General features: G+C 62.7%; 22 protein-coding genes and 1 tRNA gene. 8 read left to right on the forward strand and 15 right to left on the reverse strand.

The window, feature by feature from the left end:
- Nucleotides 1-135 precede the first annotated feature (135 nt).
- Nucleotides 136-807, reverse strand: coding sequence for a Bax inhibitor-1/YccA family protein (locus AC2CGW_RS16210; protein ID WP_054892316.1), 672 nt, complete (start codon nt 805-807; stop codon nt 136-138).
- A 281-nt stretch (nt 808-1,088) separates the two neighbouring features.
- Between AC2CGW_RS16210 and AC2CGW_RS16215 the strand changes: the two genes are divergently transcribed.
- Nucleotides 1,089-1,178, forward strand: a tRNA-Ser gene (locus AC2CGW_RS16215).
- A gap of 86 nt (nt 1,179-1,264) precedes the next feature.
- A complete protein-coding gene (locus AC2CGW_RS16220) occupies nt 1,265-2,137 on the forward strand; it encodes an STM4504/CBY_0614 family protein (protein WP_484574295.1) in 873 nt (290 codons plus the stop codon).
- 497 nt (nt 2,138-2,634) lie between these two features.
- On the opposite strand, the gene AC2CGW_RS16225 is transcribed toward AC2CGW_RS16220, so the two are convergent.
- The 5 genes from AC2CGW_RS16225 to AC2CGW_RS16245 form a co-directional block, all read right to left on the reverse strand.
- The gene (locus AC2CGW_RS16225) at nt 2,635-3,858 is read right to left on the reverse strand and encodes an OprD family porin (RefSeq protein WP_484574311.1); all 1,224 of its coding nucleotides are present in this window, start codon (nt 3,856-3,858) and stop codon (nt 2,635-2,637) included.
- 104 nt (nt 3,859-3,962) lie between these two features.
- A complete protein-coding gene (locus AC2CGW_RS16230) occupies nt 3,963-5,345 on the reverse strand; it encodes a tripartite tricarboxylate transporter permease (RefSeq protein ID WP_186669814.1) in 1,383 nt (460 codons plus the stop codon).
- The gene (locus tag AC2CGW_RS16235) at nt 5,345-5,842 is read right to left on the reverse strand and encodes a hypothetical protein (protein WP_186669812.1); all 498 of its coding nucleotides are present in this window, start codon (nt 5,840-5,842) and stop codon (nt 5,345-5,347) included. The genes AC2CGW_RS16230 and AC2CGW_RS16235 overlap by 1 nt, the downstream gene beginning before the upstream one ends.
- Before the next feature lie 53 nt (nt 5,843-5,895).
- Nucleotides 5,896-6,816, reverse strand: a complete 921-nt coding sequence (locus AC2CGW_RS16240; protein ID WP_202885243.1) for a hydroxymethylglutaryl-CoA lyase — start codon at nt 6,814-6,816, stop codon at nt 5,896-5,898.
- Between the two features lie 2 nt (nt 6,817-6,818).
- Complete coding sequence (locus tag AC2CGW_RS16245) at nt 6,819-8,105, reverse strand: hydroxymethylglutaryl-CoA reductase, degradative (RefSeq protein ID WP_186669808.1); 1,287 nt, start codon at nt 8,103-8,105, stop codon at nt 6,819-6,821.
- A gap of 150 nt (nt 8,106-8,255) precedes the next feature.
- Here AC2CGW_RS16245 and AC2CGW_RS16250 point away from each other — a divergent pair, with 150 nt between their 5' ends.
- The 4 genes from AC2CGW_RS16250 (at nt 8,256) to AC2CGW_RS16265 (ending at nt 11,838) form a co-directional block, all read left to right on the forward strand.
- A complete protein-coding gene (locus tag AC2CGW_RS16250; protein WP_288375369.1) occupies nt 8,256-9,647 on the forward strand; it encodes an aminotransferase-like domain-containing protein in 1,392 nt (463 codons plus the stop codon).
- Nucleotides 9,648-10,274: 627 nt separating this feature from the next.
- Nucleotides 10,275-10,766, forward strand: coding sequence for a GNAT family N-acetyltransferase (locus AC2CGW_RS16255; RefSeq protein WP_186722399.1), 492 nt, complete (start codon nt 10,275-10,277; stop codon nt 10,764-10,766).
- 42 nt (nt 10,767-10,808) lie between these two features.
- On the forward strand, nt 10,809-11,162 hold the full coding sequence (locus AC2CGW_RS16260) for an SH3 domain-containing protein (protein WP_186669802.1): 354 nt from the start codon (nt 10,809-10,811) through the stop codon (nt 11,160-11,162).
- Between the two features lie 481 nt (nt 11,163-11,643).
- The gene (locus tag AC2CGW_RS16265) at nt 11,644-11,838 is read left to right on the forward strand and encodes a hypothetical protein (RefSeq protein WP_186669800.1); all 195 of its coding nucleotides are present in this window, start codon (nt 11,644-11,646) and stop codon (nt 11,836-11,838) included.
- A 126-nt stretch (nt 11,839-11,964) separates the two neighbouring features.
- Here AC2CGW_RS16265 and AC2CGW_RS16270 read toward each other — a convergent pair whose 3' ends face one another.
- A complete protein-coding gene (locus AC2CGW_RS16270) occupies nt 11,965-12,864 on the reverse strand; it encodes a LysR family transcriptional regulator (protein ID WP_186669798.1) in 900 nt (299 codons plus the stop codon).
- Between the two features lie 100 nt (nt 12,865-12,964).
- On the opposite strand from AC2CGW_RS16270, the gene AC2CGW_RS16275 reads away from it, so the two are divergent.
- Nucleotides 12,965-13,723, forward strand: coding sequence for a sulfite exporter TauE/SafE family protein (locus tag AC2CGW_RS16275; RefSeq protein WP_186669796.1), 759 nt, complete (start codon nt 12,965-12,967; stop codon nt 13,721-13,723).
- 1 nt (nt 13,724) lies between these two features.
- Here AC2CGW_RS16275 and AC2CGW_RS16280 read toward each other — a convergent pair whose 3' ends face one another.
- Nucleotides 13,725-15,143, reverse strand: a complete 1,419-nt coding sequence (locus AC2CGW_RS16280; RefSeq protein WP_484574312.1) for a GGDEF domain-containing protein — start codon at nt 15,141-15,143, stop codon at nt 13,725-13,727.
- Between the two features lie 146 nt (nt 15,144-15,289).
- On the reverse strand, nt 15,290-17,122 hold the full coding sequence (locus AC2CGW_RS16285; protein WP_484574296.1) for an SLC13 family permease: 1,833 nt from the start codon (nt 17,120-17,122) through the stop codon (nt 15,290-15,292).
- Nucleotides 17,123-17,284: 162 nt separating this feature from the next.
- On the opposite strand from AC2CGW_RS16285, the gene AC2CGW_RS16290 reads away from it, so the two are divergent.
- A complete protein-coding gene (locus AC2CGW_RS16290) occupies nt 17,285-19,081 on the forward strand; it encodes a glycoside hydrolase family 15 protein (RefSeq protein WP_484574297.1) in 1,797 nt (598 codons plus the stop codon).
- Nucleotides 19,082-19,159: 78 nt separating this feature from the next.
- Here the strand turns inward: AC2CGW_RS16290 and nuoN are convergent, their stop codons facing one another.
- Genes nuoN through nuoI form a run of 6 tightly spaced genes read right to left on the reverse strand, consistent with a single transcriptional unit; the run spans nt 19,160 to nt 25,449 of the window.
- On the reverse strand, nt 19,160-20,629 hold the full coding sequence (gene nuoN / locus AC2CGW_RS16295) for an NADH-quinone oxidoreductase subunit NuoN (RefSeq protein WP_054892697.1): 1,470 nt from the start codon (nt 20,627-20,629) through the stop codon (nt 19,160-19,162).
- Nucleotides 20,630-20,636: 7 nt separating this feature from the next.
- Nucleotides 20,637-22,169, reverse strand: coding sequence for an NADH-quinone oxidoreductase subunit M (gene nuoM, locus AC2CGW_RS16300; protein ID WP_054892698.1), 1,533 nt, complete (start codon nt 22,167-22,169; stop codon nt 20,637-20,639).
- Nucleotides 22,170-22,227: 58 nt separating this feature from the next.
- A complete protein-coding gene (gene nuoL, locus AC2CGW_RS16305; protein WP_054892699.1) occupies nt 22,228-24,081 on the reverse strand; it encodes an NADH-quinone oxidoreductase subunit L in 1,854 nt (617 codons plus the stop codon).
- Complete coding sequence (gene nuoK, locus AC2CGW_RS16310) at nt 24,078-24,386, reverse strand: NADH-quinone oxidoreductase subunit NuoK (RefSeq protein WP_023631349.1); 309 nt, start codon at nt 24,384-24,386, stop codon at nt 24,078-24,080. Before nuoK ends, nuoL begins: the two co-directional genes overlap by 4 nt.
- Before the next feature lie 3 nt (nt 24,387-24,389).
- Nucleotides 24,390-24,890, reverse strand: coding sequence for an NADH-quinone oxidoreductase subunit J (gene nuoJ, locus AC2CGW_RS16315; RefSeq protein ID WP_054892700.1), 501 nt, complete (start codon nt 24,888-24,890; stop codon nt 24,390-24,392).
- A gap of 10 nt (nt 24,891-24,900) precedes the next feature.
- Nucleotides 24,901-25,449, reverse strand: a complete 549-nt coding sequence (gene nuoI / locus AC2CGW_RS16320; protein ID WP_011534620.1) for an NADH-quinone oxidoreductase subunit NuoI — start codon at nt 25,447-25,449, stop codon at nt 24,901-24,903.
- Nucleotides 25,450-25,452 lie beyond the last annotated feature (3 nt).

A 25,452-nucleotide genomic window follows, 5' to 3' on the forward strand; every position in this document is an offset into this window, starting at 1 on the left:
CGAAGGGGTAGAGGTACGTCTTGACTGGGCTGCTCTTTGCTTCTTCGTGGCGGGGAGGGGCGTGCACCCCAAAAGCATCCACGCACAAAAAAGCCCGCCGAAGCGGGCTTTCCTGAATCGTCCAATCGCTAACGATCAGTCGTCACGACCCATGATGCCGAACAGTTGCAGCAGGCTGACGAACAGGTTGTAGATCGATACATACAGGCTGATGGTCGCCATGATGTAGTTGCGCTCGCCGCCATGGATGATGGCGCTGGTCTGGAACAGGATGCAGACCGACGAGAACAGCACGAAGCCAGCACTGATCGCCAGTTGCAGGCCGCTGATCTGGAAGAAGAAGCTCGCGACCACGGCACCCAGCAACACGAAGAAGCCCGCGGTGATGAAGCCGCTGAGGAAACTCATGTCGCGGCGGGTGATCAGCACGTAGGCCGACAGGCCACCGAATACCAGTGCGGTCATGGCGAAGGCCGAGCTGACCACTTCAGCGCCACCGGCCATGCCGAGGTAGCGGTTGAGGATCGGGCCGAGGATGAAGCCCATGAAGCCGGTGAGGGCGAAGGTAGAAACCAGGCCCCAGACCGAATCACGCAGCTTGGCGGTGAGGAAGAACAGCCCGTAGAAGCCGATCAGCACCACGAAGATGTTCGGGTAGCCGACGCGCATCTGTTGAGCGACGAAAGCCATCACGCCGCTGAAGGCAAGCGTGAGCGCCAGCAGGCTGTACGTGTTGCGCAGGACCTTGCTGACCTCCTGCTGCTCGACCTGCTGGCCGTGTTGTACGGCGTAATCCTGTTCGCGCATGGCGACACTCCTGTGGGTTTGAAACGTTCAGATGCAAAGATCATAACAGAGCCTCTGCAACGGGTGACAGAGAGAGTTTGACAGCGTGTTTCATTACGGTATGATTGCCGCCGCAAAACAAGCTGGAAGCGTGGCCGAGTGGTTTAAGGCAACGGTCTTGAAAGCTGGTGGTCCTTCTGCCTGGGATCGTTAAAAAGTTTTGCAAAAACAAAGCTTTAGCGTGATCTGCTTGCATCCCTAGGGTGCGCCTTTTAGCAGATTCATAGCACGCAAAAGAATTTGGGGAATTGGCAGAGTGGTTGAATGCACCGGTCTTGAAAACCGGCGAACGTGAGAGCGTTCCCAGGGTTCGAATCCCTGGTTCCCCGCCAAATTTCTAGATGTTCCGTAGCCTATCGAGGGATGGTTGTGGGAGTCTTCGATCTTTTCTCTAAACGTCAGAAGCGCGCGTGGCGAAGTGCCTGACGTTTACGTCTATGACGGTCTGCCGCAGCCGCTGCGGGTCCAGATTGTTCACATCATCAGTGATGCCTTCGGTACAGATGGGTACGGAACCTCTAATGCTGAAGAAGCGTATGGTTTCGTCAAGAATACCCTGTGCAGAGAGTTCGGGGTTTTTGAACTGACCCGATACCCTAAGTCCGATCAGGACTCGATCTTCAATTTCTTTCTGGAAGAGGAGTCGACCGAGAGGGCGCTTGATGTTGTGGAGTTGTGCTTCAAGGTCATTCACAATTACATAGCTGAAAATTCGACTTACAGGCATCAAACTGTTCGAAAAATTGAGTCTGACGACGCCATTGCTGAGTTGAACGAGCGCTTCAAAGAGCACGGTGTTGGCTATCAGTTCGAGTCCGGTGAGATCATCCGAGTCGACTCCCAGTTCCTTCACTCAGAGGCTGTGAAGCCTGCGCTTGCGGTCCTGAGTGATCAGAGCTTTGAAGGTGCGAACGAAGAGTTCCTGAAAGCTCATGAGCACTATCGGCACAGCCGGTACAAGGAGTGCCTTGTCGATGCTTTGAAGGCATTCGAAAGCACTATGAAGACGATCTGTAGTCTTCGCGGTTGGCCGACCCAACCATCAGACACGGCAAAAAACCTAATCGCCGCCTGCATGAGCAAAGGCTTGTTTCCACCGTACTTCGAGTCGCAGTTCGCATCTATTCGCTCGCTGCTGGAAAGCGGTGTCCCGACAGTGCGTAACAAGAACGGTGGCCACGGGCAAGGAGCGGCCCTGGTCGCCGTACCCGAATACTTGGCTCGGTACACGTTGAACCTGACTGCTACTACCATCCTTTTCATGGTCGAAGCGCATCAGGCTACGAAATAGGTGTTTTGCTCCCAATAAGCTAAAGCGTCGCTCGTCAAACTGAAGCAGCCACAAGGCCAGCAAGCACTTAGCAGGCAAGCCCGCCAAACTCAAGCTTTGGTGGTCCTGGTCTGTCGCTGTAAATGCCGCTCGGCAATATCCTAGCGGTGATACTGTGGTAATCGTGGTCTATGGGGGCCAGTAGGCGCCCGGTAAGGCCGCGCTCAAGCTGGTGTTCTGCATCTAGCGGTGATAAGCGGAAGGAAGAGTAGCTGCGTATGGCCACAAAGGCTTCGTGATGCTGGTCTCCTCGCGAATCCGAATTACTGCTGCTGCACCCGCCTGAGTGGCCAATTCTTCCCGACTCCCGACTCCCGACTCCCGACTCCCGATTCCCGAGTCGCGATGGTGGGTGTGGGAAACCAAGGGCGATTCAGAGCACTACAAACTGACGTGCGGATACGCAGCGAACCAGTGGCCTTGGTCGCTGCGTGGTTGCATGGAGGAGAGGACTTAGTTCAAAGGATAGACAGCGGATAACTCACAATCACCCGGTGTTCATCGAACTCATTGCTGCTGAAGTTCCGGCGCAAGGTGGAACTGCGCCACCTGACGGTCAGGTCTCGCAAGTTGCCGCTCTGGAGGGTATAGGCCAGTTCGCTTTCGCGGCCCCATTCCTTGCCATCGCGCACGTTGCCAATGTGCACATTGTCGCCGCTGATGTAGCGGGTCATGAACTGTAGCCCCGGTAGGCCATCGACTGCGAAGTTGTGGTCGTAGCGCACCTGCCAGGAGCGTTCGTGGGCGTTGTCGTAGCTGGAGTTATAGCTGTCGTTGGCCAGGCTGGTGCCGGCCGTGCCGTTGACCCGCATCCAGCCGGTATCGCCGCTCACTCGCTGCAGGCCGAGGTACAGGGTATGGCCACCGGTACGCGCCGAGAGCAGCAGCGAGGTGGTGCGGTTGTCCATCTTGCCTGACAGTGAGCGGCCGCTGTCCTCGCCGACGAAATAGCCGAGGTTGGCACCCAGCGTCCAGTTGCCGATGGCCTGGCTGTGGATCAGGTTGTAGTACTGCTGGCGGTAGATGTCTTGCAGGTCCGTATGCCAGGCTGCGAGCTGGGTGGCCTTATCGTTGAACAGGTACTCGGCGCCCAGGATATCCAGGCGGTCCGATGTGGCGCTGGGTCGGCCGGACATGAACAGGTCGTCCATGCTGGCGTCGTTGCGCGGGCTATTGCCGCGAAAGCGTGCGCCGTAAAGCGTGAGGTTGTCGATTTCACGCGAGGTGAGCTGGGCGCCCTGGAAGGTCTGGGGCAGCGAGCGGCCGTCGTCTGAGCGCAGCACCGGCAGCATCGGCGACCACTCGCCAATCTTCAGCTCGGTGGCCGAAACGCGTGCCTTCAGTGCAACGCCGAGGCGGCCGAAGTCATCCGCCGGGCGGCCGTCATCGTGCACCGGCAGCAACTGGGTACCGGCAGTGCCGCGACCGCCGTCGAGCTTTACCGAATACAGCCCCAGCACATCCACGCCAAAGCCGACCACGCCCTGGGTAAAGCCGGAGCGGGCGTCGAGGATGAAGCTTTGCGTCCATTCTTCGGCCATGCCTTGGGTGTGGGCCGGGTCGACGAAATTACGGTTGATGTAGAAGTTGCGCAGGGTCAGGCCGACGTTGGCATCTTCGCTGAAGCCTTCGGCCAGGGCGCTGCCGGCACTGAGCAACAGGCAGGCGCCAGCCGCCATCATGCGGCAAGGGGGGCAAAGGATATTCATTGTTGTTGTTCCTTTATTGCAGGCGAATGAAACCACGCAGCCCCTGTGGCTGCGTGGTGGAGCAGGAGAAGGTCAGGTCAGACGAACAGGGCGACGATGGCCGGCACGCTGAGCACGGCCGTGTAGTAGCCCATGAACTGCACGCCGATGTTGAAGCCGATAAAGCGGTACAGGAAGCCACCCAGCAGACCGACCGTGAGTATCACCAGCAGTCCCAGCAAGCCGCCTTCCCACAGGCCGATCACCAAAATCAGGCCGACGAAGGTGGCGATCACCGCCTCGTGGCTGATGCGCCGCGAAACAAACGAGGCGGCGCGGTGGGCGAAATTCATCGAGAATGGGTAAGCGATCAGAATGGCGATCACCACTGCGAGCATGCCGAAAGCAAGGAACTCGCCGGCGCTGAGCAGGTTGTGCAGATTGTTCACCTGGCCGCTGGCGGCATCCACGGTAAAGCGTGGCGGGGCGTTGAACAGCGGCGCGGCCGGGCCGGCAGCCACGGGGCTGAGCGGCAGGCCGAAGGCGATCAGCGGGATCAATGCCTCGGCAATGTAGGTGGACTCGGTAACCCCGTTGCGCACGCTGATCACCGAGGTAAGGCGATGATAGGCGTGCTTGATGCGCGAACCGACTACTTCACCGAGGATCACCGTCATTGCCACCGGGCTGAATACGAAGGTGGCGCTCGACACGGTAGCGGTGGCCAGGGTCCAGCCGGCCTGGCGGCGGTCCAGCACCTTCAGCGGGTTGGGGAACCAGCCGCCCCAGCTCTTGACGTCTGGCGACAGGGCAAAGGTGCGCGGCACACTGCGCTTTATCCGAGCCCGCTCTGCCGGGGCGAGCATGGCGAACAGGGCGGCGATCAGCGGGCCGATAGCGATGCCCAGGAAGTAGCTGACACTGAGCTTGACGCCGTGTTGGGTGGTCAGGGTCTGCAAAGCAATGATCACCAGCACGAACGGCAGCAGCGCCAGCACCGAGGCCCAGCGGCCGGCCGAGAAGTAGGCAATGATGGTGGCGGCTGCGAGGAATACCCAAGGCGCGGCCTGCTTGATCGCATCGCCGAACGGCGCCAGCAGTACGGCGAACAGAACCGCCAGCGGTAGGGCCACCAGGGCGGCGATGACCGCGCCGGAGATCATCTTGCGCAGGGCAATATGCGGCACGCCAAGGTTGCGCAGGAAGTTGGCCTCGCGCATCAGTGGCGTGGCCATGGTGTCGCCGGGGATGCCGAGCAACGCTGTGGGCACCGCATGGGTCATGTGCTTGGCCACCGCGCCGGCAAGGAAGAAGGTGAACACCCCGGCAGCGGGCACACCCAGCAGCACCACCAGCAAGGTCAGCGGTGCCAGCGTGGTGGTTTCGTCGCTGCCGGAAATCAGGCCGATGGCCGAGAACACCACAGCGCCGATTACCCCCATCAGTACGGCGATCAGTACCTGGTCGAACAAGGCGTCCATCAGGCGGTCCCTCGCTTCAGGGTTGCAGTGCTTGAGCAGGCCACGGCTGGGCTGGCAGGTTCGGCTTCGGCGAACAAGCGCTCCAGGCCCAGTTCGCGCAGCTCGTTGCGCACTTCTTGCGGCAGATCGCTGAGCTGGCCGATACCGCCGTATTCATCTCGCAGTTCTTCAATCACCTGCTGGCGCCAGGCCGGGTCGGCGACGTGTTCGACCACATGGCGCTTGGGTTTGAACAGGCAGGCACTGACCCCGCCACCCAACAGCGAGCCGAGAATGCCCAGCAGCATGGCGTAGGCACGGGCCATCTGGCTGGACTGGACCCAGCCGGTCAGCAGGTGCTCGGCGAGAAAGAACGTGCCCAGGCTGCAGGCGGCGCCGATGGCGATGGCGGCGATCAGGTGGCGGCTGTCCACGGTGTCGCCCCACACTTCATAGAGGTTGTCGTAAGCCTGGTTCACCTCCGGTGCGCGGGGGTGCAGGCGGCATTCAAGGGTCATTGGCATTCTCCTGCCTTTGCGGGCACGTTGTTATTATTCGGGTGCTACAAGTACTACAGGTGTTGTTCGCCGGCGCTCCTTGCCGCCATTGCAAGGCCGGCGCGGGAGCGGTTGGCGATGCCCAGTTCGGCACTGATACGCACGCCAACCCGGGCCACCGCCTGCAGGTCGACACCTGTGCTGTAGCCCAGGCCGTGCAATAGGTACAGCAGCTCTTCGGTGGCCACGTTGCCGCTAGCACCGGGCGAGTAGGGGCAGCCGCCAAGGCCGGCAACCGAGCTGTCGAAGGTGCGTACACCTTGCGCTAGTGCGGCGTGGACATTGGCGATGGCCATGCCCCAGGTATCGTGAAAGTGGCCGGCCAGCGCGGTCACCGGCACTTGCCGGGCGCAGTGTTCGATCAGTTGCGCGGTCGCGTCCGGTCTGCCGGCGCCGATGGTGTCACCCAGACTGATTTCGTAGCAGCCCAGTTCATACAAGCGGCGTGCGACCGCCGCCACGACCTCTGGCGCCACCGCGCCACTGAATGGGCAACCGAGCACGCAGGATACATAACCGCGCACGCGGACAGAGGCTTGTTTGGCGGCTTGCAATACCGGGGCGAAGCGCTCGAAGCTTTCATCGATGGAGCAATTGATGTTATTGCGCGAAAACGCCTCGGAGGCGGCCGCGAACACCGCCACCTCGCGGCAGCCGGCCCGCTGCGCGGCCTGGAAGCCTTGCAGGTTGGGGACCAGGGCTGTGTAGTTGACCTCGTCGTCGGCGGGCAACTGGCGCAACACCTCGTCGCTGCCGGCCATTTGTGGCACCCAGCGCGGCGACACGAAGGCACCGGCCTCGATATGCTGCAGGCCGCTGGCCGCCAGCGCGTCGATCAGCGCCACGCGCGTGGCCACCGACAACCGCTGGCGCTCGTTCTGCAGGCCGTCGCGCGGGCCGACTTCAAACACTTTTACCGCTTGCGCCGGAGCCATGGTCATTGGCCGCGCTTTTGTTTCAGCAGCGCAACGGCACGGTCGGCACGGACATCGTGATTTTCTACCAGTTGCCGGACAACCCAATCCACTTCATCACCGCGGGCACCCGCCAACACCGCGATATTGCGCGCGTGCAGGGCCATGTGCCCGCGCTGGATACCTTCTGTGGCCAGGGCGCGCATGGCCCCAAGGTTCTGCGCCAAGCCTACGGCCACGGCAATCTCCGCCAGCTGCTGGGCGGTGCTGACTTGCAGGATGCGCAGCGACAGTTGTGCCAATGGGTGAGTCTTGGTCGCACCACCGACCAGACCGACCGGCATCGGCATTTCCAGGGTGCCGACCAGGTGGCCGTTGCTGTCCTTTTCCCAAGTGGTCAGCGAACCGTAGCGGCCGCTGCGGCAGGCAAACGCGTGGGCGCCGGCTTCCACAGCACGCCAGTCGTTGCCCGTAGCGACGATCAGCGGGTCGATGCCGTTCATGATGCCCTTGTTGTGGGTGGCCGCGCGATACGGGTCGATGGCCGCGAGGGCGTAGGCGTCGAGGATGCCTTCGATTACCGCCTCGCCACTGAAATCGTCGGTCTTCAGCTGCTGCGGGGTGATTCGCACCTGGGCCCGGGCCAGGCGCAGGTCGGCCAGGTTGGACAGAATACGCAGGCGTACCTGGCCACCGGTAATAGCCTCCATCAACGGCGCCACGGCTTCGGCCATGGTGTTGACGGTGTTGGCGCCCATGGCGTCGCACACATCGACGATCAGGTGCGCGACCAGCATCGGGCCGCGTGGCGATTCGGCGAAGGTGTGCACTTCGAGGTCGCGGCAGCCGCCGCCCAGGCTGTTGAGCAACTGGTCCTTGCGGTTGGCCAGCTCGATGATTTCGCCCTTGCGGCGTAGCAGGCTCAGGCGCGCATTGAGCGGGTCGTGGACGCCGACAATCTGTACCTGGGCACGCATCAGCGGGGCGCTGCTGGAGGTAACGAAGCCGCCATTGGCGCGGGCCAGCTTGGCCATGTACGAGGCTGCAGCGACAATCGAGGGCTCTTCGACCACCAGCGGCACCAGCACATCACAGCCGTTGACTTGGAAATTGCTGGCCACGGCATAGGGCAGCTCGAAGGTGCCGATGACATTTTCGATCATGCCGTTGGCGATGTCTATCGGCAGGGCACCGGCGTTGGCCAGCAGGTTGACGTCGTCGGGGTTCAGACCGAGCAACTGGCCAATGTGGTCCAGACGTGCGGCGGGGGATAGGTTACGGAAGGCGGGCAGGCGGGAATCGAGGCTCATGAAGGCTCCGTTGGTGTCATTGTTATTGGGCGGCGCCTTGAGCGCGGCGCTGGCGTGGTGCTTAATGTGCAACCACTGTGCCCTTTGTTGAAGGTACAGTTTTGCCCAACAGTACCCAGTCTGTACCCAATGCAGCCAAGGAACCCGCCGATGACCCGTGTCACCCTTGCCCAACAGGTTGCCGATGCGGTCGAGCAGCAGATCCGCAGCGGCGTGCTCAAGGTTGGCGACCGCCTGCCATCGCTACGTGAATACGTGCGCTTGCACGGGTATTCGAAGAACACGGTGATCACCGCCTACGAGATCCTTGCATCCAAGGGGCTGGTGGAGGCGCGCCACGGCCAGGGCTTTTTCGTTGAGGCACAGGCACAGGCTGCCGAAGTGGATGAAACGCGGCCCTATACCCGGGCCATGGACACCATCTGGATGATGCGGCAGCAGTTTGTTCGCGAGCCCGGGTTGGCGCCGCTGGGCGAGGGCTTTGCGCCAGTGACCTGGCTGCAGGACATGCGCCTCGACAAATTTACCCGGCAGGCGATGCGCAGCGGCGCCGGCAACCTGTTCCGCTATGGCAACCGGCTGGGTAACCCGGGGCTGCGCCAGAGCCTGGTGCGCAAGCTGGCCAGCTACGCCATCAATGCCACGCCCCGGCAGATTGTGACTACCCACGGCTCCAACCATGCGCTGGACCTGATCATCCGCCGCTTCGTGGTGCCGGGAGATGCAGTGTTGGTGGAAAACCCGGGTTACTACCCGCTGTTCGGTAAGTTGCAGTTGCATGGCGCACGGTTGCTTAGCGTGCCGCGCCTGGCGGACGGCCCGGACATGGACGTATTGGAAGCTATGCTGCGTGTCGAACGGCCCAAGCTGTTCTTCATCCAGTCGGTGTGTCACAACCCCACCGGCTCGGATATCTCCCCGGCCAAGGCCCACCGTCTGCTGCAACTGGCCGAGCGGAACAACCTGCTGCTGGTCGAGGACGATGCGCTGGCCGACTTCAAGCCCAGCTCGGCGCTGAAGGTGGCGGCGCTCGACCAGCTGCGCCGCTCGCTATACATCGGCAGCTTCTCCAAGTCGGTGTCGGCGGCCTTGCGCGTGGGCTATATCGCCGGCAGCAAGGAGGCCATCGACGAGCTGGCTGACCTGCAGATGATGCTGCACACCAGTTGCTCTGAACTGTGCGAGCGCACGGCGGATGTGATCCTCAGCGAAGGGCACTTCCTGCGCCACCTGATGCGCCTGCAGGACCGGGTGCGGGAGGCCACCGCAGGCGGGTTGCGGGTGCTGGATGAGCTCGGCGCCGAGGTGTTCTGCCGGCCGGAACAGAGCTTGTACTTGTGGGCGCGTTTTCCGGGTATCGATGATACCGCCGTGTTGACCCGTGAAGTGCAGGGCAGGGGCGTGATGCTGGCGCCGGGGGCGATTTTCCAGACCAACCAGAAAGCCGTGACCGCGTGGACCCGGTTGAATGTGGCCTATCTTCAGGAGGCGGTATTCATTCAGTGTTTGCGAGAGACGATAAGCGTCCGGGTAGGAGATTAGCGTCGCAGGAGCTTTGTCCGTGCTGGGGAAGTCCTACCGTGGCCAATCCGCTTGTTTACCGTCAAGAATGAGTTCAGTGTCAAGGCTATCCCTAATTCAGGGATACACTTCGAATGAATGCCGCTGCTCAGCATCTGGCTGGCGACCGCGTGCCGGCAGGTTTTGGTCCGCGCTGGTGCACGCCTGTTTTTTCCAGGTGCGTGATCCACCATCCGTGTCGCAGCTCGTCCGATGCGCGCTACGGCTCGTTTGTGGCGGTGTTGTGGAAGACGAACCGCACGCGCTGTTCGCGCACAGTCCTATTGTCTCGATCGATAACCTCGATCAGCTCCGCCGGCAGATTCATGGTGAACTGCACTTGCGCCTATAGAGCACGCAGAGCTGGGGCAAGCAGCTTGACCGTGCGTGTCGAGCGCCGGGTCTTGGTCGCCTTGTACTGGCCAGCCACCGTGCCCGCGGGATCTCGACGGTATCAGCGGACAGGTCTACATCCTCCCAGGCCAACAGACAAAGCGTGCCGCACAGGTAATGCTCGGTTAAGCAGGGTGTGACCTGTGATCGCGGTGCGAAGCCGAGCCGCTCCGGTTAGGATGTCGTCCTCTGTTTACCGAGACACGGACCTACCCCATGAATACGCCTGTTTTCCGCCCCGCCACGCCTTCGGATGTGGACCGCTGCTATCACATCGAAACCACTGCCTACGAAGGTGACGAAGCGGCCACGCGGGAGAAGATTGCCACGCGCATCGCCCAGTACCCGGAGGGCTTTCTGGTGCTGGAGCAGGACGGCCAGGTGGTGGGTTTCATCAACAGTGGCTGTGCTCACGAAGTGGTGATGTCCGATGAGGCGTTCAAGGAGCTGGTCGGGCACGATGCCCAGGCGCCAAACGTGGTGATCATGTCGGTGGTGGTCGATCCGGCGTTTCAGGGGCGCGGTTACGCCGGGCAACTGATGACGCGCTTCATCGAGCAGATGCGCGAACGCGGCAAGAAGACCATTCACCTGATGTGCAAGGACCAGCATGTAGGGTTGTACGAAAAGATGGGATACCAGTACGTGAAACCTTCCAGTTCCGATCACGGTGGCATGGCCTGGCATGAAATGGTCATGAGCCTCTGAGCGGCTGCCAGGACTGATTCTTCTAAAGCCAGGGAGCGGGATATGAAATACGTGGTGATCGAAAGCCATCGCAGTGAATACCCTCGACCCATCCGCTTCGCCCGAGGGACGTTGTTGCAGATCGGGCAACGTTACGAGGGTGAGGAAGACTGGCAGGACTGGTATCTGTGCAGCTGTGAGGGGCACGAGCCAGGCTGGGTGCCGGGGCAGTTGATCGAGTGCCTGGGTGTCGGCCAGGGGCGGGCACTGGAGTCGTATTCGGCCCATGAGCTGGACGTCGATCCTGGGCACGAGGTGGTGGGGCTGCGGCGCTTGAACGGCTGGCTCTGGTGTCGGCGACAGCGCAACGGTGAACTGGGGTGGTTGCCGCAGGAGAAGTTGCGACGGCTGGACTGAACGACCCATCTGATATGCTTTTTTTACGGCAACCTGAATCTGTAACCGTATCAGCCAAGGCCTGACAATGCCCCTCAAGCCCAGCCGTACGAAGCGGTATGCGCCGGGCAAGCGCAGCTGCACCGCATCCCTGGCGGGCAGCTCTGCCGTTCAGTCCCCACTTTGTCGAGGTTCCAATGGGCAAGCTTGCGTTGTTCCTGGGTGGTTTCCTGATGCTGACGATCCTGATCGGCTTGCTGGGTACCATCCCACCGGGCTGAAATATCCCGTCCAACTTCCCCGAGCCCGTCTACCTGTGAGACGGGCTCGATGCGTTTTACCTCCTGCCACGCCGCTCATCGACTGTCTGTCGGCTTCTTCTTGATATTTATTCTCACTTGATAACCGCTCGTGTAATCTCCCGCGGCCGTTTTCGGCCCCCGAGCGTGGGGCGTCTGGAGTTTTTGGGCTTGACGGCAGCCCACCTGCCTCGGAGTCGTACATGGAAAGCAAGAAGGGCACTGCAGCGATGCTGGAGTGGCGGGAGAGGTTCGTCGGCACCGGTATCGCCAGCGAACGGGATTACGAGCAGGCACTGGTCTGTGCCGAGCAACTCGAGCGTGCCGGGGCGATCAACGTTGGCGAGTGGATCGAATTGGTCAGGCTAGCGAATGCTGCACTATTGCGTGTGCGATAAGTCGTTAACTGGGCTCGGAATTCTGTCCACAAAAAACGTGGGTAGGTCTGTGGATAAAACGCTACAAGCCAGTAACGAAGCGGCCTTTGTTAAATTGAGCAGAATTTGTACAGTGCTGTCTGGGGGTCAGGGACGCGCGCGTCGTAGCGCCTGCAGCAGTTCACGTACCCGAGCCGGTTGTTCGCCAGGCGGGTAGAGCGCATGCATCTGCGGATCCTGGCCGCTGCTGGAGGTCAGGTGATACGCCGGGCATACCCGCAGCAAGCGCCCGGCCTGCACTTGCGGCTCGCCCAGCCAGTCGGCCAGACGGGCGATGCCGGCACCGGCCAGCGCGCTCTGGTACACCGCAGTGCCTGCAGACAGGCGCAGGCGCGGACGTGGTCGCAGGCTGGTGATCTGGCCGTCGCGGTAGAAATGCCAAGCCTTGAGGATGCGGGGAGCGGTGTGCAGGATCAGCGCATGGCCGCCCAACTCCTCGGGTTCCAGTGGCAAGCCGTGTTGCTGCAGGTACGCCGGGCTGGCGTACAGGTGGCGGCGGTAGTTCCACAGTGGATAGCCGATCAGTTCGCTCGACTGGGGAAAGGCACCGCGCACCACGAAATCGAACTTGCCTTGCACCGGGTCGAGGGCCTGATCGCCGAACTGCACGTCCAGGGTGACCTGGGGGTGACGTTGGGAGAATTCGGCGAGCACCGCCGGCAGTACCTTCTGGGCCAGCAGCTCGGGCACTGCGAAGCGGATCCAGCCCTGTGCCGAACCGCTCAGCGCCGCCAGCTCATCGGCGGCATCACGTTGCACCTCCAGCAAGCGCTGTGCGTGGGGCAGCAAGTGCTCACCGGCTTCGGTCAAGGTCACGGCGTTGGCACTGCGATTGAGCAGGCGGGTGCCAGCGTTGTCCTCGAGCGCCTGCACTGCGCGGGTTACGGCGCTGGGTGAGCGCCCCAGGGCGCGGGCGGCGGCAACGAAGCTGCGCTTGTGGGCGACGCTGACGAAAGCCTGTATTTCGCGCAGCATATCCAATGCCATGGCGGGTTCCTCATTGCGGTTTGTGCAATATGGCATTTCAACACAGGTGCGGCCGTTTGATTAGGCTTTGGGCACGCTTTCCCTGCCTGGAACTTCTCAAATGACGGATATCGTCCTGTTGTCCCTGTTCGCGTTCGCTGCCGGATTGATCGATGCTGCGGTCGGCGGTGGCGGGCTGATTCAGATTCCTGCACTGTTCAATGTGCTGCCCGGTGCTCAACCGGCGGCGCTGTTGGGCACCAACAAGTTCGCGTCGGTGTGCGGCACGGCCTTCGCCGCGCGCTCGTTCATTCGCAAGGTCAGACTCGACTGGGGGCTGATCGTGCCGGCGATGGCCAGTGCCTTTGTCATGTCGTTCGCAGGGGCCGCGACCGTGTCGTTGGTGCCTCCCAGCGTGATGCGCCCGGCGGTGCTGGTGCTGATCGTGTTGATGGCGATCTACACCTTCTGCAAGAAAGATTTCGGGGCCTTGCACACGCCGACGCGAATCGGCCGCAAGGAGCAGTGCCTGGCGGTACTGATCGGCGGTGCCATTGGTTTCTATGACGGTCTGTTCGGCCCTGGAACGGGCAGCTTCCTGATCTTCCTGTTCATCCGCTTTTTCGCCCTGGATTTTCTCCACGCCTCGGCGTCGGCCAAGCTGGTGAACATCGCCACCAATCTGGCCGCACTGGTGTTCTTCATTCCCTCGGGTAACGTGCTGTGGGCCATTGCATTGCCGATGGCGGTGTTCAACATCCTGGGGGCTCTGACGGGCACCTGGTTGGCGGTACGCAAAGGGGCAGGGTTCGTGCGGGGCCTGTTCCTGGTACTGCTGTGCGTGCTGATCGCCAAGCTTTCCTGGGATCTGATCGGCTGACTCAGACCACCTGGCGCTGGGCCTGCTCGACACGATTGCGGCCATGGGCCTTGGCGCGATACAGCGCCTGGTCGGCATCGGCGAGCAAGGCATCAAGGTCGGCTAACGGCTGGCTGTCGTTGCAGCCACTGACACCGATGCTCACGGTGATCCGCAGCTGCGTCTCACCCTGCACCATCTGCAGGTCCTGCACGGCGCGGCGCATACGCTCGGCAGTGAACGCAGCCTGCTCGGGCGCGAGCCCCGGAACGACGATGACGAATTCCTCGCCACCCAGGCGAGCGAACAGTTCGCCGTCGTGCAATTGTTCCTGCAATGCACTGGCACATTGGCGCAGGACGTGGTCGCCGACCGCGTGGCCATGGCGGTCATTGATCGCCTTGAAGTAGTCGATATCGAGCATCATCAAGGTCAGCGGCAGCGCCTGGGCATGCTGCTGCCGGCCTTCCAGCAGGGCGTTGGCCTGGCGGGTGAAGGCGCTGCGGGTCAGGGCGCCGGTCAGGTGATCGATGGTCGCCTGGTGCGCCAGGCGCGACAGCAGGGCGCGGTTCGCATTGCTGACACAGGCCACTACCAGCGGCCCGAGCACCAGCATGGCGATGCCCAGGCGAGCCGACATCAGTGCCGTGACGCCCGGCTCACTCTGCGGCACGCTGAAATGCATCAGGTTCTGGGCCACGGCAACGATGAGGGTGCTGCCTGCTGTCAGCGTCAGCAGCGAGAGCAGAAAAGGGGAATAGCTCAGGGCGCACCACAGCAGCGCAGAAATGGGGAAGGCGATTGCGCCAGGGCCGCCGAAAACGATACTGAGTACCAGCGAAGCCAGCAGCACCAGCAAGGGTGCCAGTCGCACAGGCTGTCCTCCGCTGCGCAGTAGTGCCGGTAGCGACGGCGCGGTGAGCATGATTGGCAACACGAGTACGCTGGTGGAGAACTGTTCGCTGAACCAGGCCAGCCAGGTGGTGCGCAATGACTGATCGAACCAGGGGGCGGCCATGACGCATGCGAGGCTTGCAGCCACCACGGCCCCTGCGGCACAGGCAGCGAATACGCGGAGCACGCCATGGGGTGTACGCAGTCGCCGATGGGGGCGGGGCAAGTGCGCCAGCAGACGCCAGAGGGTGACGATCGCACCGACGTTGCACAGGTTGAACCACAGGGCGGGGCGCCACTCGCTGCCACAGATCAGGTCGGCACTGACCATCGCCAGGTACATCAGGGCGATGCCCAGGATGCTGCCCTGGCGGGGGTGGCGCAGCAGCATCCCGGCCAACACGGCATTGACCGGCCAGAACAGCGACAGGGACTCGATCGGTCGGGCCAGGATACCGCCCAGCGTCAGGGCGAAGGTCAGACCGAACAGGATCAAGGGAGGCAGCAGGCGCGACTGGGCTGAAAACACCATGGGCTCGACCGACAAGCGCAAACGTAATCCAGGACGACTGCAGCTAACACCTGGGACAGATAGATCGCAGTGTGGTTCAGGAAGCGAATTGATGTCAATTGGATATTAATTTGCGCCGATCCTCCCTGATATTTCACGTTTGCTACAGGTAAACATCCTGGTCACTGCAATCCGAAGAACCAGGGCACCATCACCACGGTCACCACCATCACCAGCAGGGTGAAGGGCACACCGACCTTGACGAAATCGGCGAAGCGGTACTGGCCAGGGCCGAGCACCAGGGTGTTGACCGGTGAGGACACCGGCGTCATGAATGCTGCCGAGGCGGCCAGGGCCACGGTCATGGCGAAGGGATACGGCGACATGCCCAGTTGCTGCGCCGTGCTGATCGCAACCGGGGCCATGAGTACTGCCGTTGCCGTGTTGGAGATGAACAGCCCGATCACGGCGGTGAGGGCGAACAGGCAGGCAAGGATGGCCTGCGGGCCGGCACCGCCGAGCAGGCCGACCAGCCCGGTCACGGCCAGGTCGATACCGCCGGTCTTCTGCAGCGCCAGGGCGAAGGGCAGCATGCCGACGATCAGTACCAGGCTTTGCCAATGGATCGCGCGGTAGGCGCTGTTCATGTCGATACAGCGCCCGGCGCCCATCAACAGGCAGCCGATCAGCGCAGCGAGGACATTGGGTACCAGGCCGCTGACCATCAGCCCGACCATCACCGCCAGGCTCAGCAGGGCTTGGGGAGCACGGGTGCGGGCAGGGGCGACCTGATCGATTTCGGCTGGCAGGCTCAGCACCAGAAAGTCGCGCGGCTGGCTTTGCAACTGGCGCACGGCTTTCCAGGGGCCGATGACCAGCAGGGTGTCGCCCAGGCGCAGTTTCTCCTCCACCAGTTGTGCTTCGACGGCGCTCTGCTCGCGGCGCAGGCCGACCACATTGAGGCCGTAGCGGCTGCGAAAGGCCAGCTCCAGGATAGTCTTGCCGATCAGTTGCGAGCCGGGCGGCAGCGAGATCTCGGCCATGCCCACTTCCTGTGATTGATCGATGAAGTAGGCGGCCTTGAAGTGCAGGGGTTCCAGATGCATGGTCTGGCACAGGCTGCGCAGGTCGTCGCGATTGGCGAACAGGTCGAGCAGCAGCACATCGCCCTGTTGGAGCAGGGTGCCGGAGTCGGCGGCGATCACCCGGGTGGTGAATTTGTGCTGGCGCTCGATGCCGACCACATTGGCGCCATGGCGGGTACGCAACTCGAGCTCGCCTAGGGTATGGCCGATCAGTGGCGAATGTGGGCGGATGCGCAGCCGCCGCTCGCGACCGCTGAGTTTGTAGTCCAGTACCAGGTCGAGCAGGGTGCGGCGGCTTTCGCTACGACCGTCCTTGCGCACTTCGCCGTTGAGCCAGTGGCGGGTCAGCAGCATGTAGCCCACACCCAGCACCAGTATGACCAGGCCGAACGGGGTGAAACTGAAGAAATTGAAGCCTTCCAGCCCGTGGCGCACCACCTCGCTGTGCACCACCACGTTCGGTGGCGTCGCCACCAGGCTGAGCATGCCGCTGATCAGGCCGGCGAAGCTCAGCGGCATCATCAGGCGGCTCGGCGAGCACTTGAGGCGCGCGGCGATGCTGAGCACCACCGGGATGAAGATCGCCACCACCCCAGTCGAACTCATGACCGAGCCAAGCCCGGCGACCGCGACCATCAACAGCACCAGCAAGCGGGCCTCGCTGTTGCCAGCGCGCTCGCTCATCCAGTCGCCGATGCGGTAGGCGATACCGGTGCGCACCAGGCCTTCGCCGATCACGAACAATGCGGCGATGAGCACCACGTTGGGATCGCTGAAGCCGGCCAGGGCCTGTTCGACGGTGAGGATGCCGGACAGCGGCAGAAACAGGATCACCAGCAGCGCAACCACATCCATGCGGGGGCGATTGAGGATGAACAGGGTGACGACGATGGCGAGCAGGCCGAGGACCAGGAGCAGGTCTGAAGACATGGGGCAGGGTGATCCTTCACGGGTTGGGGCTGGGGAGAACAGTAGCAGGCCAGGCGGGCGACGTCGTTGATGTACTGCAGGATTCGGGCGAGGGGCGCAAAGCGTGCTCGGTTGTGGTCACAAACAATAGAGCGAACCCAAGCCTCAATCCAAGGAGCTCCAATGCCCGCGCACATCGAAGACTATGCCCTGCTTGGCAACTGCCGCAGCGCAGCCCTGGTCAGCCGCGATGGTTCGATCGACTGGTTGTGCCTGCCTCGTTTCGACGCCCCTGCGGTGTTCGCCGCGTTGCTCGGCAATGAAGAGAATGGTCGCTGGCGCCTGGCGCCCAGCGACTCGGTGGAGCAGTGCAGTCGGCAGTACCTGGGCGATACCCTGGTCCTGGAAACCACCTGGACCACTGCCAGTGGTCGTGCCCGGGTACTCGACTGCATGCCCCTGGGTGAACCAAACGCCGTGCTGCGTATCGTCGAAGGCCTCTCGGGAGAAACCCGATTCGAACTCGATCTGGTGCTGCGCTTCGACTATGGCCGCAGTGTCCCCTGGGTGGAGCGGCTCGATCCACTGATCCTCAGTGCCGTTGCCGGCCCCGACCGGCTGATCCTGCGCAGCACGGTCGGGCTGCATGCGATGGACCATCACAGCGTCTGCCGTTTTCATGTGGGCGCAGGCGAGCGCCATGTGTTCGCCTTGCGTCATCAACCCTCGCACCTGCCCGACACACCGGATTTCGACGCCGATCAGGCGCTGGCCGACACCCTGGCGCACTGGCAGGACTTCGCTGCACGCTGCCCCGACTTAGGGCCGCACAGTGCCCAGGTGCGTCGCTCGCTGTTGACCCTCAAGGCGCTCACCTATGCGCCCACCGGCGGGATCGTCGCTGCGGCCACCACTTCGTTGCCCGAGCGCATCGGGGGTGAACGCAATTGGGACTATCGCTATTGCTGGTTGCGGGACGCCACCATGACCCTGCTGGCGTTCATGAACCTGGGGTATTTCGATGAAGCGCAGGCCTGGCGCGAATGGTTGCTGCGCTCGGTGGCCGGCAACCCGGAGCAGATGCAGATCATGTATGGCCTGGCAGGCGAGCGCGACCTGGGCGAGTTCACCTTGCCCTGGCTGGCCGGCTATGAACGCTCGAGCCCGGTGCGCATCGGCAACGCCGCCTCCGGGCAGCGCCAGCTGGATATCTATGGTGAGGTGGCCGATGCCATGGCCCAGGCGATCAAGGGCGGGCTGCCTCGTCACCCTCGCAGTGCCGCAATCGCCCGGCTGATCATGCCGTATGTGGAGCGCATCTGGCGCGAGCCCGATGAAGGTATCTGGGAGGTGCGTGGCGGTCGTCAGCAGTTCGTGCATTCGAAGGTGATGGCCTGGGTTGCGTTCGACCGCACGGCGAGGCTGGCTGAAACCACCGAGGAGGATCGCGAGCGGGGGCGGCACTATCGTCAGGTGGCCGAGCAGATTCACCGAGAGGTGTGCGAGCAAGGGCTGGATGCTGGTGGGCAGTACTTCGTGCAGGCCTATGGTTCAGACGAGCTCGACGCCAGTCTTCTGCACATTGCCCTGACCGGTTTTCTGCCGGCGGAGGATCCGCGTTTCTTGCGGACACTGGAGCAGATCGAACGTCGCCTGCTGAAAAATGGTTTGTTGCTGCGTTACGACAGCGACAGTTACAGCGATGGCCTGACGCCGGGGGAGGGGACTTTCCTGGTGTGTTCGTTCTGGTTGGCTGATGTGTATGTGCTGTTGGGGCGCCAGGAACAGGCGCAGGCGTTGTATGACCGCCTGACCGGGCTGTGCAATGACGTGGGCTTGCTGGCCGAGCAGTACGATCCGCTCGGCCAGCGGATGCTGGGGAATTTTCCGCAGGCGTTCAGCCACATCGGCATCATCAATACCGCGTTGAACCTGCACCGAGCTCAGTGCCCGGCGTGGGACCGTGCCCGTTGTGGTTGAAGGCGCTGGCCGGTTTTGCCGGTGCCAGAAACAAGACACCCCGCCGAGGCGGGGTGTCTTGATGCAGCGCAGAACGAATCAGCCTACCAGGTGCAGGCCAGCCTGCTGAACCAGTTCCAGCAACGGCTGCGGGTAGACACCCAGCACGAAGGCCAGGATCGCAACGGCCAGCAGCATCACGCCACCGGTACGCTGTTCCCACTTCAGCGGAGCATCGTGACGACGCAGGTTCGGTTCTACCAGGTACAGGGTCACCATGACCCGCAGGTAGTAGTACACGCCGATGGCGCTACCGATCACCAGTGCACCGACCAGCCACCACAGGTGCGACTCGACGCCAGTGGCGATGATGTAGAACTTGCCGATGAAGCCTGCGGTCAGCGGGATACCGGCCAGCGACAGCATCATCACGGTCAGTACCGCGGTCAGGTACGGACGGCGCCAGAACAGGCCGCGGTACTCGTACAGCGCGTCGGCGTCACGGCCGGCGTACGGCGAGGACATCAGGGTGATCACGCCGAAGGCGCCCAGGCTGGTGATCACGTAGGTGACCAGGTACACGCCCATGGCCTCCAGTGCCAGGCCCTTGCTCGCCACCAGGGCGATGACCAGGTAACCGAAGTGGGCGATGGACGAGTAACCCAGCAGACGCTTGAGGTTGCTCTGGGTCAGCGCCAGCAGGTTACCGACCAGGATCGAGGCGACGGCGATCACCGCCAGTACGGTGCTCAGCACGCCACTGCTGGCGGCAGGGGAGAGCATGAACAGGCGCACGACCACGGCGAACACCGCAACCTTGCTGGCCGTGGCCAGGAAGGCGGCGACCGGTGCCGGAGCACCTTCGTACACGTCCGGAGTCCACAAGTGGAAAGGCACGAGCGACAGCTTGAAGGCCAGGCCTACCAGCATCATGCCCAGGCCCAGCTGTGCCAGCAGGCTTGGCATGCTGGTGGCGGCCAGGGCCTTGCCCAGCTGATCGAAGGTCAGGGCGCCGGCATCGGCGTAGAGCAGGGCCATGCCGAACAGCAGGAAGGCCGAACCTGCAGCCGAAAGCACCATGTACTTGATGCCGGCTTCCAGCGAACGCTTGTTGAAGAACGCATAGGCTACCAGGCCGTAGACCGGCACCGACAGCAGCTCCAGGCCGATGAACAGGCCCGCCAGGTGGTTGGCGCTGACCAGCACCAGGCCACCGAGCGCCGACATCAGCAGCAGCAGGTAGAGTTCTTCACGGTTGCCCGGGAAGCCCTTGGAGCCTTCGCCCAGGTAGGCGTGGGCAAGGGTGACGCAGGCCAGGGTGGCCACCAGGATGATCGCCATGTACAGGCAGGCGAACTTGTCGATGGTCACCAGCGAGGTGACCGCCAGCGGTGCGACTTTCAGTGCCGGCAGGATCGACAGCAGGGCCAGGTTCAGGCCCACGGTGGACAGCAGGAAGGTCTGCGAGTGGTTGCGCTTCCAGGCGATCGCCAGCATCACCACCACCGTGGTGATGGTGGTGATCAGCATCGGCGCCAATGCGATGAAGTGTTGAGTGGTGAATTCCATAGCGCTCTTACCGGGCCGAAGCGAGTTGAGTGAAAGCGGAACCGAGCCACTGCTGCACACCGCTCATGGTGGCGGCAGAGGTGTCGAGGAACGGCTGCGGGTAGACGCCCAGCACGATCAGCAGCACCGCCAGGCCCAGCACCATGATCAGTTCGCGTCCGTCCATGCCGGCCAGCACGGTGTCGGCCTTGGCCGGACCGAAGTAGGCGCGGTGGATCATGATCAGCGAGTAGACCGAACCGAACACGAGGCCGGTGGTGGCGATCACGGTGATCCAAGGCACGTGGGCGAAGCTGCCGATCAGAATCAGGAACTCGCCGACGAAGTTGCCGGTGCCCGGAAGGCCCAGCGACGCGGCGGCGAAGAACAGGCTGATGGCTGGCAGATACGCGATGCGGTGCCACAGCCCACCCATCTGGCGCATGTCACGGGTGTGCAGACGCTCGTACAGCTGGCCGGACAGGATGAACAGCGCCGCAGCCGACAGGCCGTGGGCCAGCATCTGGATCACCGCGCCCTGCAGGGCTTGCTGGCTGCCGGAATAGATACCGATCAGCACGAAGCCCATGTGCGAGACGCTGGAGAAGGCGATCAGGCGCTTGATGTCGGTTTGTGCGAAGGCCAGGAAGGCACCGTAGAAGATACCGATCAGGCCCAGGGTCATGGCGATCGGCGCGAACTCGGCCGAGGCGTTCGGGAACAGCGGCAGGGCGAAGCGCAGCAGGCCGTAGGCCGCAGTCTTCAGCAGGATGCCGGCGAGGTCGACGGAACCTGCAGTCGGCGCCTGGGCGTGGGCGTCAGGCAGCCAGGAGTGGAACGGAACCACTGGCAGCTTGACCGCGAAGGCGATGAAGAAGCCCAGCATCAGCAGATATTCGACACCTGGCGGCAGCTGTGCCTTGAGCAGGTCGCTGTAGTTGAAGGTGATCACCCCGGTGGCGTTGTAGTTGACCAGCACCAGGCCAAGGATCGCCACCAGCATGATCAGGCCGCTGGCCTGGGTGAAGATGAAGAACTTGGTCGCCGCGTAGATCCGCGTCTTCTTGCCATCTGCCGAGCTGTGACCCCAGAGCGCGATGAGGAAGTACATCGGCACCAGCATCATTTCCCAGAAGAAGAAGAACAGGAACAGGTCCAGCGCCAGGAACACACCGACCACGCCGCCGAGGATCCACATCAGGTTGAGGTGGAAGAAGCCGACGTGGCGCTGGATCTCTTTCCACGAGCACAGCACCGAGAGCACACCGAGCAGGCCGGTGAGCAGGATCATCAGCAGCGACAGGCCGTCCAGGGCCAGGTGGATGCTGATGCCGAAGCGCTGGATCCACTGGACTTTGTATTCCACAGCCCAGGCAGGTTCGGCGCCCGGAGCGGGGGCGAGGGTGTAGTCACCGGTGCCCCACAGCCACAGGCCGATACCGAGCAGCAGGGACATGGTCAGCAGCGCGATCCAGCGTGGCAGGGTGGCGCCGAAGCGCTCACCCAGCCAGCACAGGAAGCCGCCGATGAAGGGGATCAGGATCAGCCAAGGCAGAATCATGACGGGTTCGTTTCCTTTCGCAGAGTCGCAAGGTTCGCGAGGTTCGCAATATTCATGGTCATACCGCGGCCACTACCACGGCGCCGAGCACGAGCACGGCACCTACGGCGATAGAGGCGGTGTACCAGCGCAGCTGACCGGTCTCGGTCTTGCTCATGGCGACGTGGCCGCCGCGAGCCATGCGAGGAATCAGGCCGATACCGCGGTCAACCGGGTCCTTGCGCAGGATGTGGCTGATCAGCAGGTAAGGTTTGACGAACAGCTTGTCGTAGATCCAGTCGAAGCCCCAGGCGGCGAACCACCAGGCCGACAGGACGCGACCGATGCTGCTGTTGGCGATCGCGGTGACCAGGCGACGCTTGCCCAGGAACAGCACTGCAGCGAGCAGGATACCGGCGATGGCGATGGCGCCCGAGGCGATCTCCAGCGAATGCTTGGCTTCGCCACCGGCGTGGCCGGCGCTTTCAGGCAGCACGCCTGCCAGCGGCGGGTGGATCCAGGCGCCGACGAAGGTCGACAGCACGATCAGCACACCCAGCGGCAGCCAGTGGCTGATGCCGTGGCCAGCGTGGGCCTCGGTCTTCGCTTCGCCGTGGAAGGCGATGAAGATCAGGCGGAAGGTGTACAGCGAGGTCATGAACGCACCGACCAGGCCTGCGTAGAGCAGGTTGGTGTTGCCGCTGGCGAAGGCTTCCCAGAGGATCTCGTCCTTGGAGTAGAAGCCGACGGTCAGGATCGGCAGGGCGGCCAGGGCAGCACCACCGACCACGAAGCTGGCGTAGGCCAGTGGCAGTTTCTTCCAAAGGCCGCCCATCTTGAAGATGTTCTGCTCATGGTGGCAGGCAACGATCACCGCACCGGAGGCAAGGAACAGCAGGGCTTTGAAGAAGGCGTGGGTCATCAGGTGGAAGATCGCCGCATCCCATGCGCCAACGCCCAGGGCGAGGAACATGTAGCCGATCTGGCTCATGGTGGAGTAGGCGAGGATACGCTTGATGTCGGTCTGTACGAGTGCGGCGAAACCGGCCAGTACCAGGGTGATGCCACCCACTACGCCAACCAGGTGCAGGATGTCCGGCGCCAGGGTGAACAGGCCGTGGGTACGGGCGATCAGGTAGACGCCTGCGGTGACCATGGTCGCGGCGTGGATCAGTGCCGAAACCGGGGTCGGGCCAGCCATCGCGTCGGCCAGCCAGGTCTGCAGCGGCAGCTGGGCCGATTTACCGACCGCACCACCGAGCAGCATCAGGGTGGCCAGCACCATCCAGGTGTCGCCCGCCTGGAATTTCTGCGGTGCCAGCACCAGCAGTTCCTGGACGTTCAGCGTGCCCAGCTGGGCGAACAGGATGAACAGGCCGATGGCCATGAACACGTCACCGATACGGGTGACGATGAAGGCCTTCAGTGCCGCGTTACCGTTGTTGCGGTTGCTGTAGTAGAAACCGATCAACAGGTAGGAGCACAGGCCCACACCTTCCCAGCCGAAGTAGATGAACAGCAGGTTATCGCCCAGGATCAGGAACAGCATGCTGGCGATGAACAGGTTGGTGTACGAGAAGAAGCGCGAGTAACCGGCTTCGCCACGCATGTACCAGGAAGCGAACAGGTGGATCAGGAAGCCTACGCCGGTGACCACGCCGAGCATGGTGACCGACAGGCCGTCCAGGTACAGGGTGAAGTTCGGCGCGAAGCCGTCCACCGACATCCACTGCCACAGCAGTTGGCTGTACGCACCGCCCTCAGGCGGGGCGACGTTGAACTGCCAGATCACGTAGGCGGCGGTCGCGGCCGAGAGGCCGACCGAACCGACACCGATCAGGGCGGACAGGTTCTCCGAGAACCGCCCGCGCGAGAACGACAGCAGCAGGAAGCCGATCAGGGGAAAGACGAAAGTCAGGAAGAGAAGGTTCATCCGCGCATCTCACTGGCAGCATCGATGTCGAGAGTGTGGAAGCGGCGATACAGCTGCAGCAGGATTGCCAGGCCAATGCTGGCCTCGGCGGCTGCCAGGCTGATCACCAGAATGAACATCACCTGACCGTCGGGTTGGACCCAACGGGCACCGGCGACGATGAACGCCAGGGCTGCGGCGTTCATCATGACTTCCAGGCTCATGAGTACGAAGAGGATGTTGCGGCGGACCATCAGGCCGACCAGACCTAAGCAGAACAGGATGCCGGCGACCGCCAGACCATGCTCGAGAGGGATAGCACCCATGATTTACTCCTTCGCCTCGTTGCGGCCCAGGTGGAAGGCGGTGACGGCCGCAGCCAGCAGCAGCATCGAGGCCAGTTCGACCACCAGCAGGTAGGGGCCGAACAGGCTGATGCCGACGGCCTTGGCGTCAACCGTGGTACCGCTGATGGCAGCGCCGCTCGGATTGGCGAACAGCACGTACAGCAGTTCCAGCAGCAGCAGGGCGGCGAGGATCACCGGCCCTGCCCAGATGCCCGGCTTGAGCCAGCCACGTTCCTGGGCGACCGAGGCCGGCCCCAGGTTGAGCATCATCACCACGAAGACGAACAGCACCATGATGGCGCCAGCGTAGGCGATCACTTCCAGGGCGCCGGCGAACGGCGCACCCAGGGAGAAGAAGATCATCGCCACGGAGATCAGCGAAATGATCAGGTAGAGCAGGGCGTGCACGGGGTTTGTGCCGGTCACCACCCGAAGGGTGGAGACCACGGCGATCCCGGATGCGAAGTAGAAAGCGAATTCCATCTTTCTGTCCTTATGGGAGCAAGCTCTTCACGTTGATCGGCTCGGCTTCGTTCTGCGCAGAGCCTTTCGGCTTGCCAGCGATGGCCATACCCGCAACACGGTAGAAGTTGTAGTCAGGGTTCTTGCCGGGGCCGGAGATCAGCAGATCTTCTTTCTCGTACACCAGGTCCTGACGCTTGAACTCGGCCATTTCGAAATCCGGAGTCAGCTGGATCGCGGTGGTCGGGCACGCCTCTTCACACAGGCCACAGAAGATGCAGCGCGAGAAGTTGATGCGGAAGAACTCCGGGTACCAACGGCCGTCCTCGGTCTCGGCTTTCTGCAGCGAGATGCAGCCGACCGGGCAGGCCACCGCGCAGAGGTTGCACGCTACGCAGCGCTCCTCGCCGTCGGGGTCGCGGGTGAGGACGATGCGGCCGCGATAGCGTGGCGGCAGGTACACGGGCTCTTCGGGGTATTGCAGGGTGTCGCGCTTGCGGAACCCGTGGGAGAACACCATCACCAGGCTGCGCAGCTGAGTGCCGGTGCCCTTAACGATGTCGCCGATATACTTGAACATGGG

The sequence above is a fragment of the Pseudomonas sp. SYWMCR5 genome (assembly GCF_057197165.1).

What these genes read in the sequence shown, in the direction of transcription:
- AC2CGW_RS16275 (WP_186669796.1), top strand. Translation starts at nt 12,965, where the DNA reads ATGACGGATATCGTCCTGTTGTCCCTGTTCGCGTTCGCTGCCGGATTG.
- AC2CGW_RS16255 (WP_186722399.1), top strand. Translation starts at nt 10,275, where the DNA reads ATGAATACGCCTGTTTTCCGCCCCGCCACGCCTTCGGATGTGGACCGC.
- AC2CGW_RS16270 (WP_186669798.1), bottom strand. Translation starts at nt 12,864, where the DNA reads ATGGCATTGGATATGCTGCGCGAAATACAGGCTTTCGTCAGCGTCGCC.
- AC2CGW_RS16230 (WP_186669814.1), bottom strand. Translation starts at nt 5,345, where the DNA reads ATGGACGCCTTGTTCGACCAGGTACTGATCGCCGTACTGATGGGGGTA.
- AC2CGW_RS16260 (WP_186669802.1), top strand. Translation starts at nt 10,809, where the DNA reads ATGAAATACGTGGTGATCGAAAGCCATCGCAGTGAATACCCTCGACCC.
- nuoM (WP_054892698.1), bottom strand. Translation starts at nt 22,169, where the DNA reads ATGATTCTGCCTTGGCTGATCCTGATCCCCTTCATCGGCGGCTTCCTG.
- AC2CGW_RS16235 (WP_186669812.1), bottom strand. Translation starts at nt 5,842, where the DNA reads ATGACCCTTGAATGCCGCCTGCACCCCCGCGCACCGGAGGTGAACCAG.
- nuoI (WP_011534620.1), bottom strand. Translation starts at nt 25,449, where the DNA reads ATGTTCAAGTATATCGGCGACATCGTTAAGGGCACCGGCACTCAGCTG.
- AC2CGW_RS16225 (WP_484574311.1), bottom strand. Translation starts at nt 3,858, where the DNA reads ATGATGGCGGCTGGCGCCTGCCTGTTGCTCAGTGCCGGCAGCGCCCTG.
- AC2CGW_RS16240 (WP_202885243.1), bottom strand. Translation starts at nt 6,816, where the DNA reads ATGGCTCCGGCGCAAGCGGTAAAAGTGTTTGAAGTCGGCCCGCGCGAC.
- nuoL (WP_054892699.1), bottom strand. Translation starts at nt 24,081, where the DNA reads ATGAACCTTCTCTTCCTGACTTTCGTCTTTCCCCTGATCGGCTTCCTG.
- AC2CGW_RS16250 (WP_288375369.1), top strand. Translation starts at nt 8,256, where the DNA reads ATGACCCGTGTCACCCTTGCCCAACAGGTTGCCGATGCGGTCGAGCAG.
- nuoJ (WP_054892700.1), bottom strand. Translation starts at nt 24,890, where the DNA reads ATGGAATTCGCTTTCTACTTCGCATCCGGGATCGCCGTGGTCTCCACC.
- AC2CGW_RS16265 (WP_186669800.1), top strand. Translation starts at nt 11,644, where the DNA reads ATGGAAAGCAAGAAGGGCACTGCAGCGATGCTGGAGTGGCGGGAGAGG.
- nuoN (WP_054892697.1), bottom strand. Translation starts at nt 20,629, where the DNA reads ATGGAATTCACCACTCAACACTTCATCGCATTGGCGCCGATGCTGATC.
- AC2CGW_RS16290 (WP_484574297.1), top strand. Translation starts at nt 17,285, where the DNA reads ATGCCCGCGCACATCGAAGACTATGCCCTGCTTGGCAACTGCCGCAGC.
- AC2CGW_RS16245 (WP_186669808.1), bottom strand. Translation starts at nt 8,105, where the DNA reads ATGAGCCTCGATTCCCGCCTGCCCGCCTTCCGTAACCTATCCCCCGCC.
- nuoK (WP_023631349.1), bottom strand. Translation starts at nt 24,386, where the DNA reads ATGGGTGCTATCCCTCTCGAGCATGGTCTGGCGGTCGCCGGCATCCTG.
- AC2CGW_RS16210 (WP_054892316.1), bottom strand. Translation starts at nt 807, where the DNA reads ATGCGCGAACAGGATTACGCCGTACAACACGGCCAGCAGGTCGAGCAG.
- AC2CGW_RS16285 (WP_484574296.1), bottom strand. Translation starts at nt 17,122, where the DNA reads ATGTCTTCAGACCTGCTCCTGGTCCTCGGCCTGCTCGCCATCGTCGTC.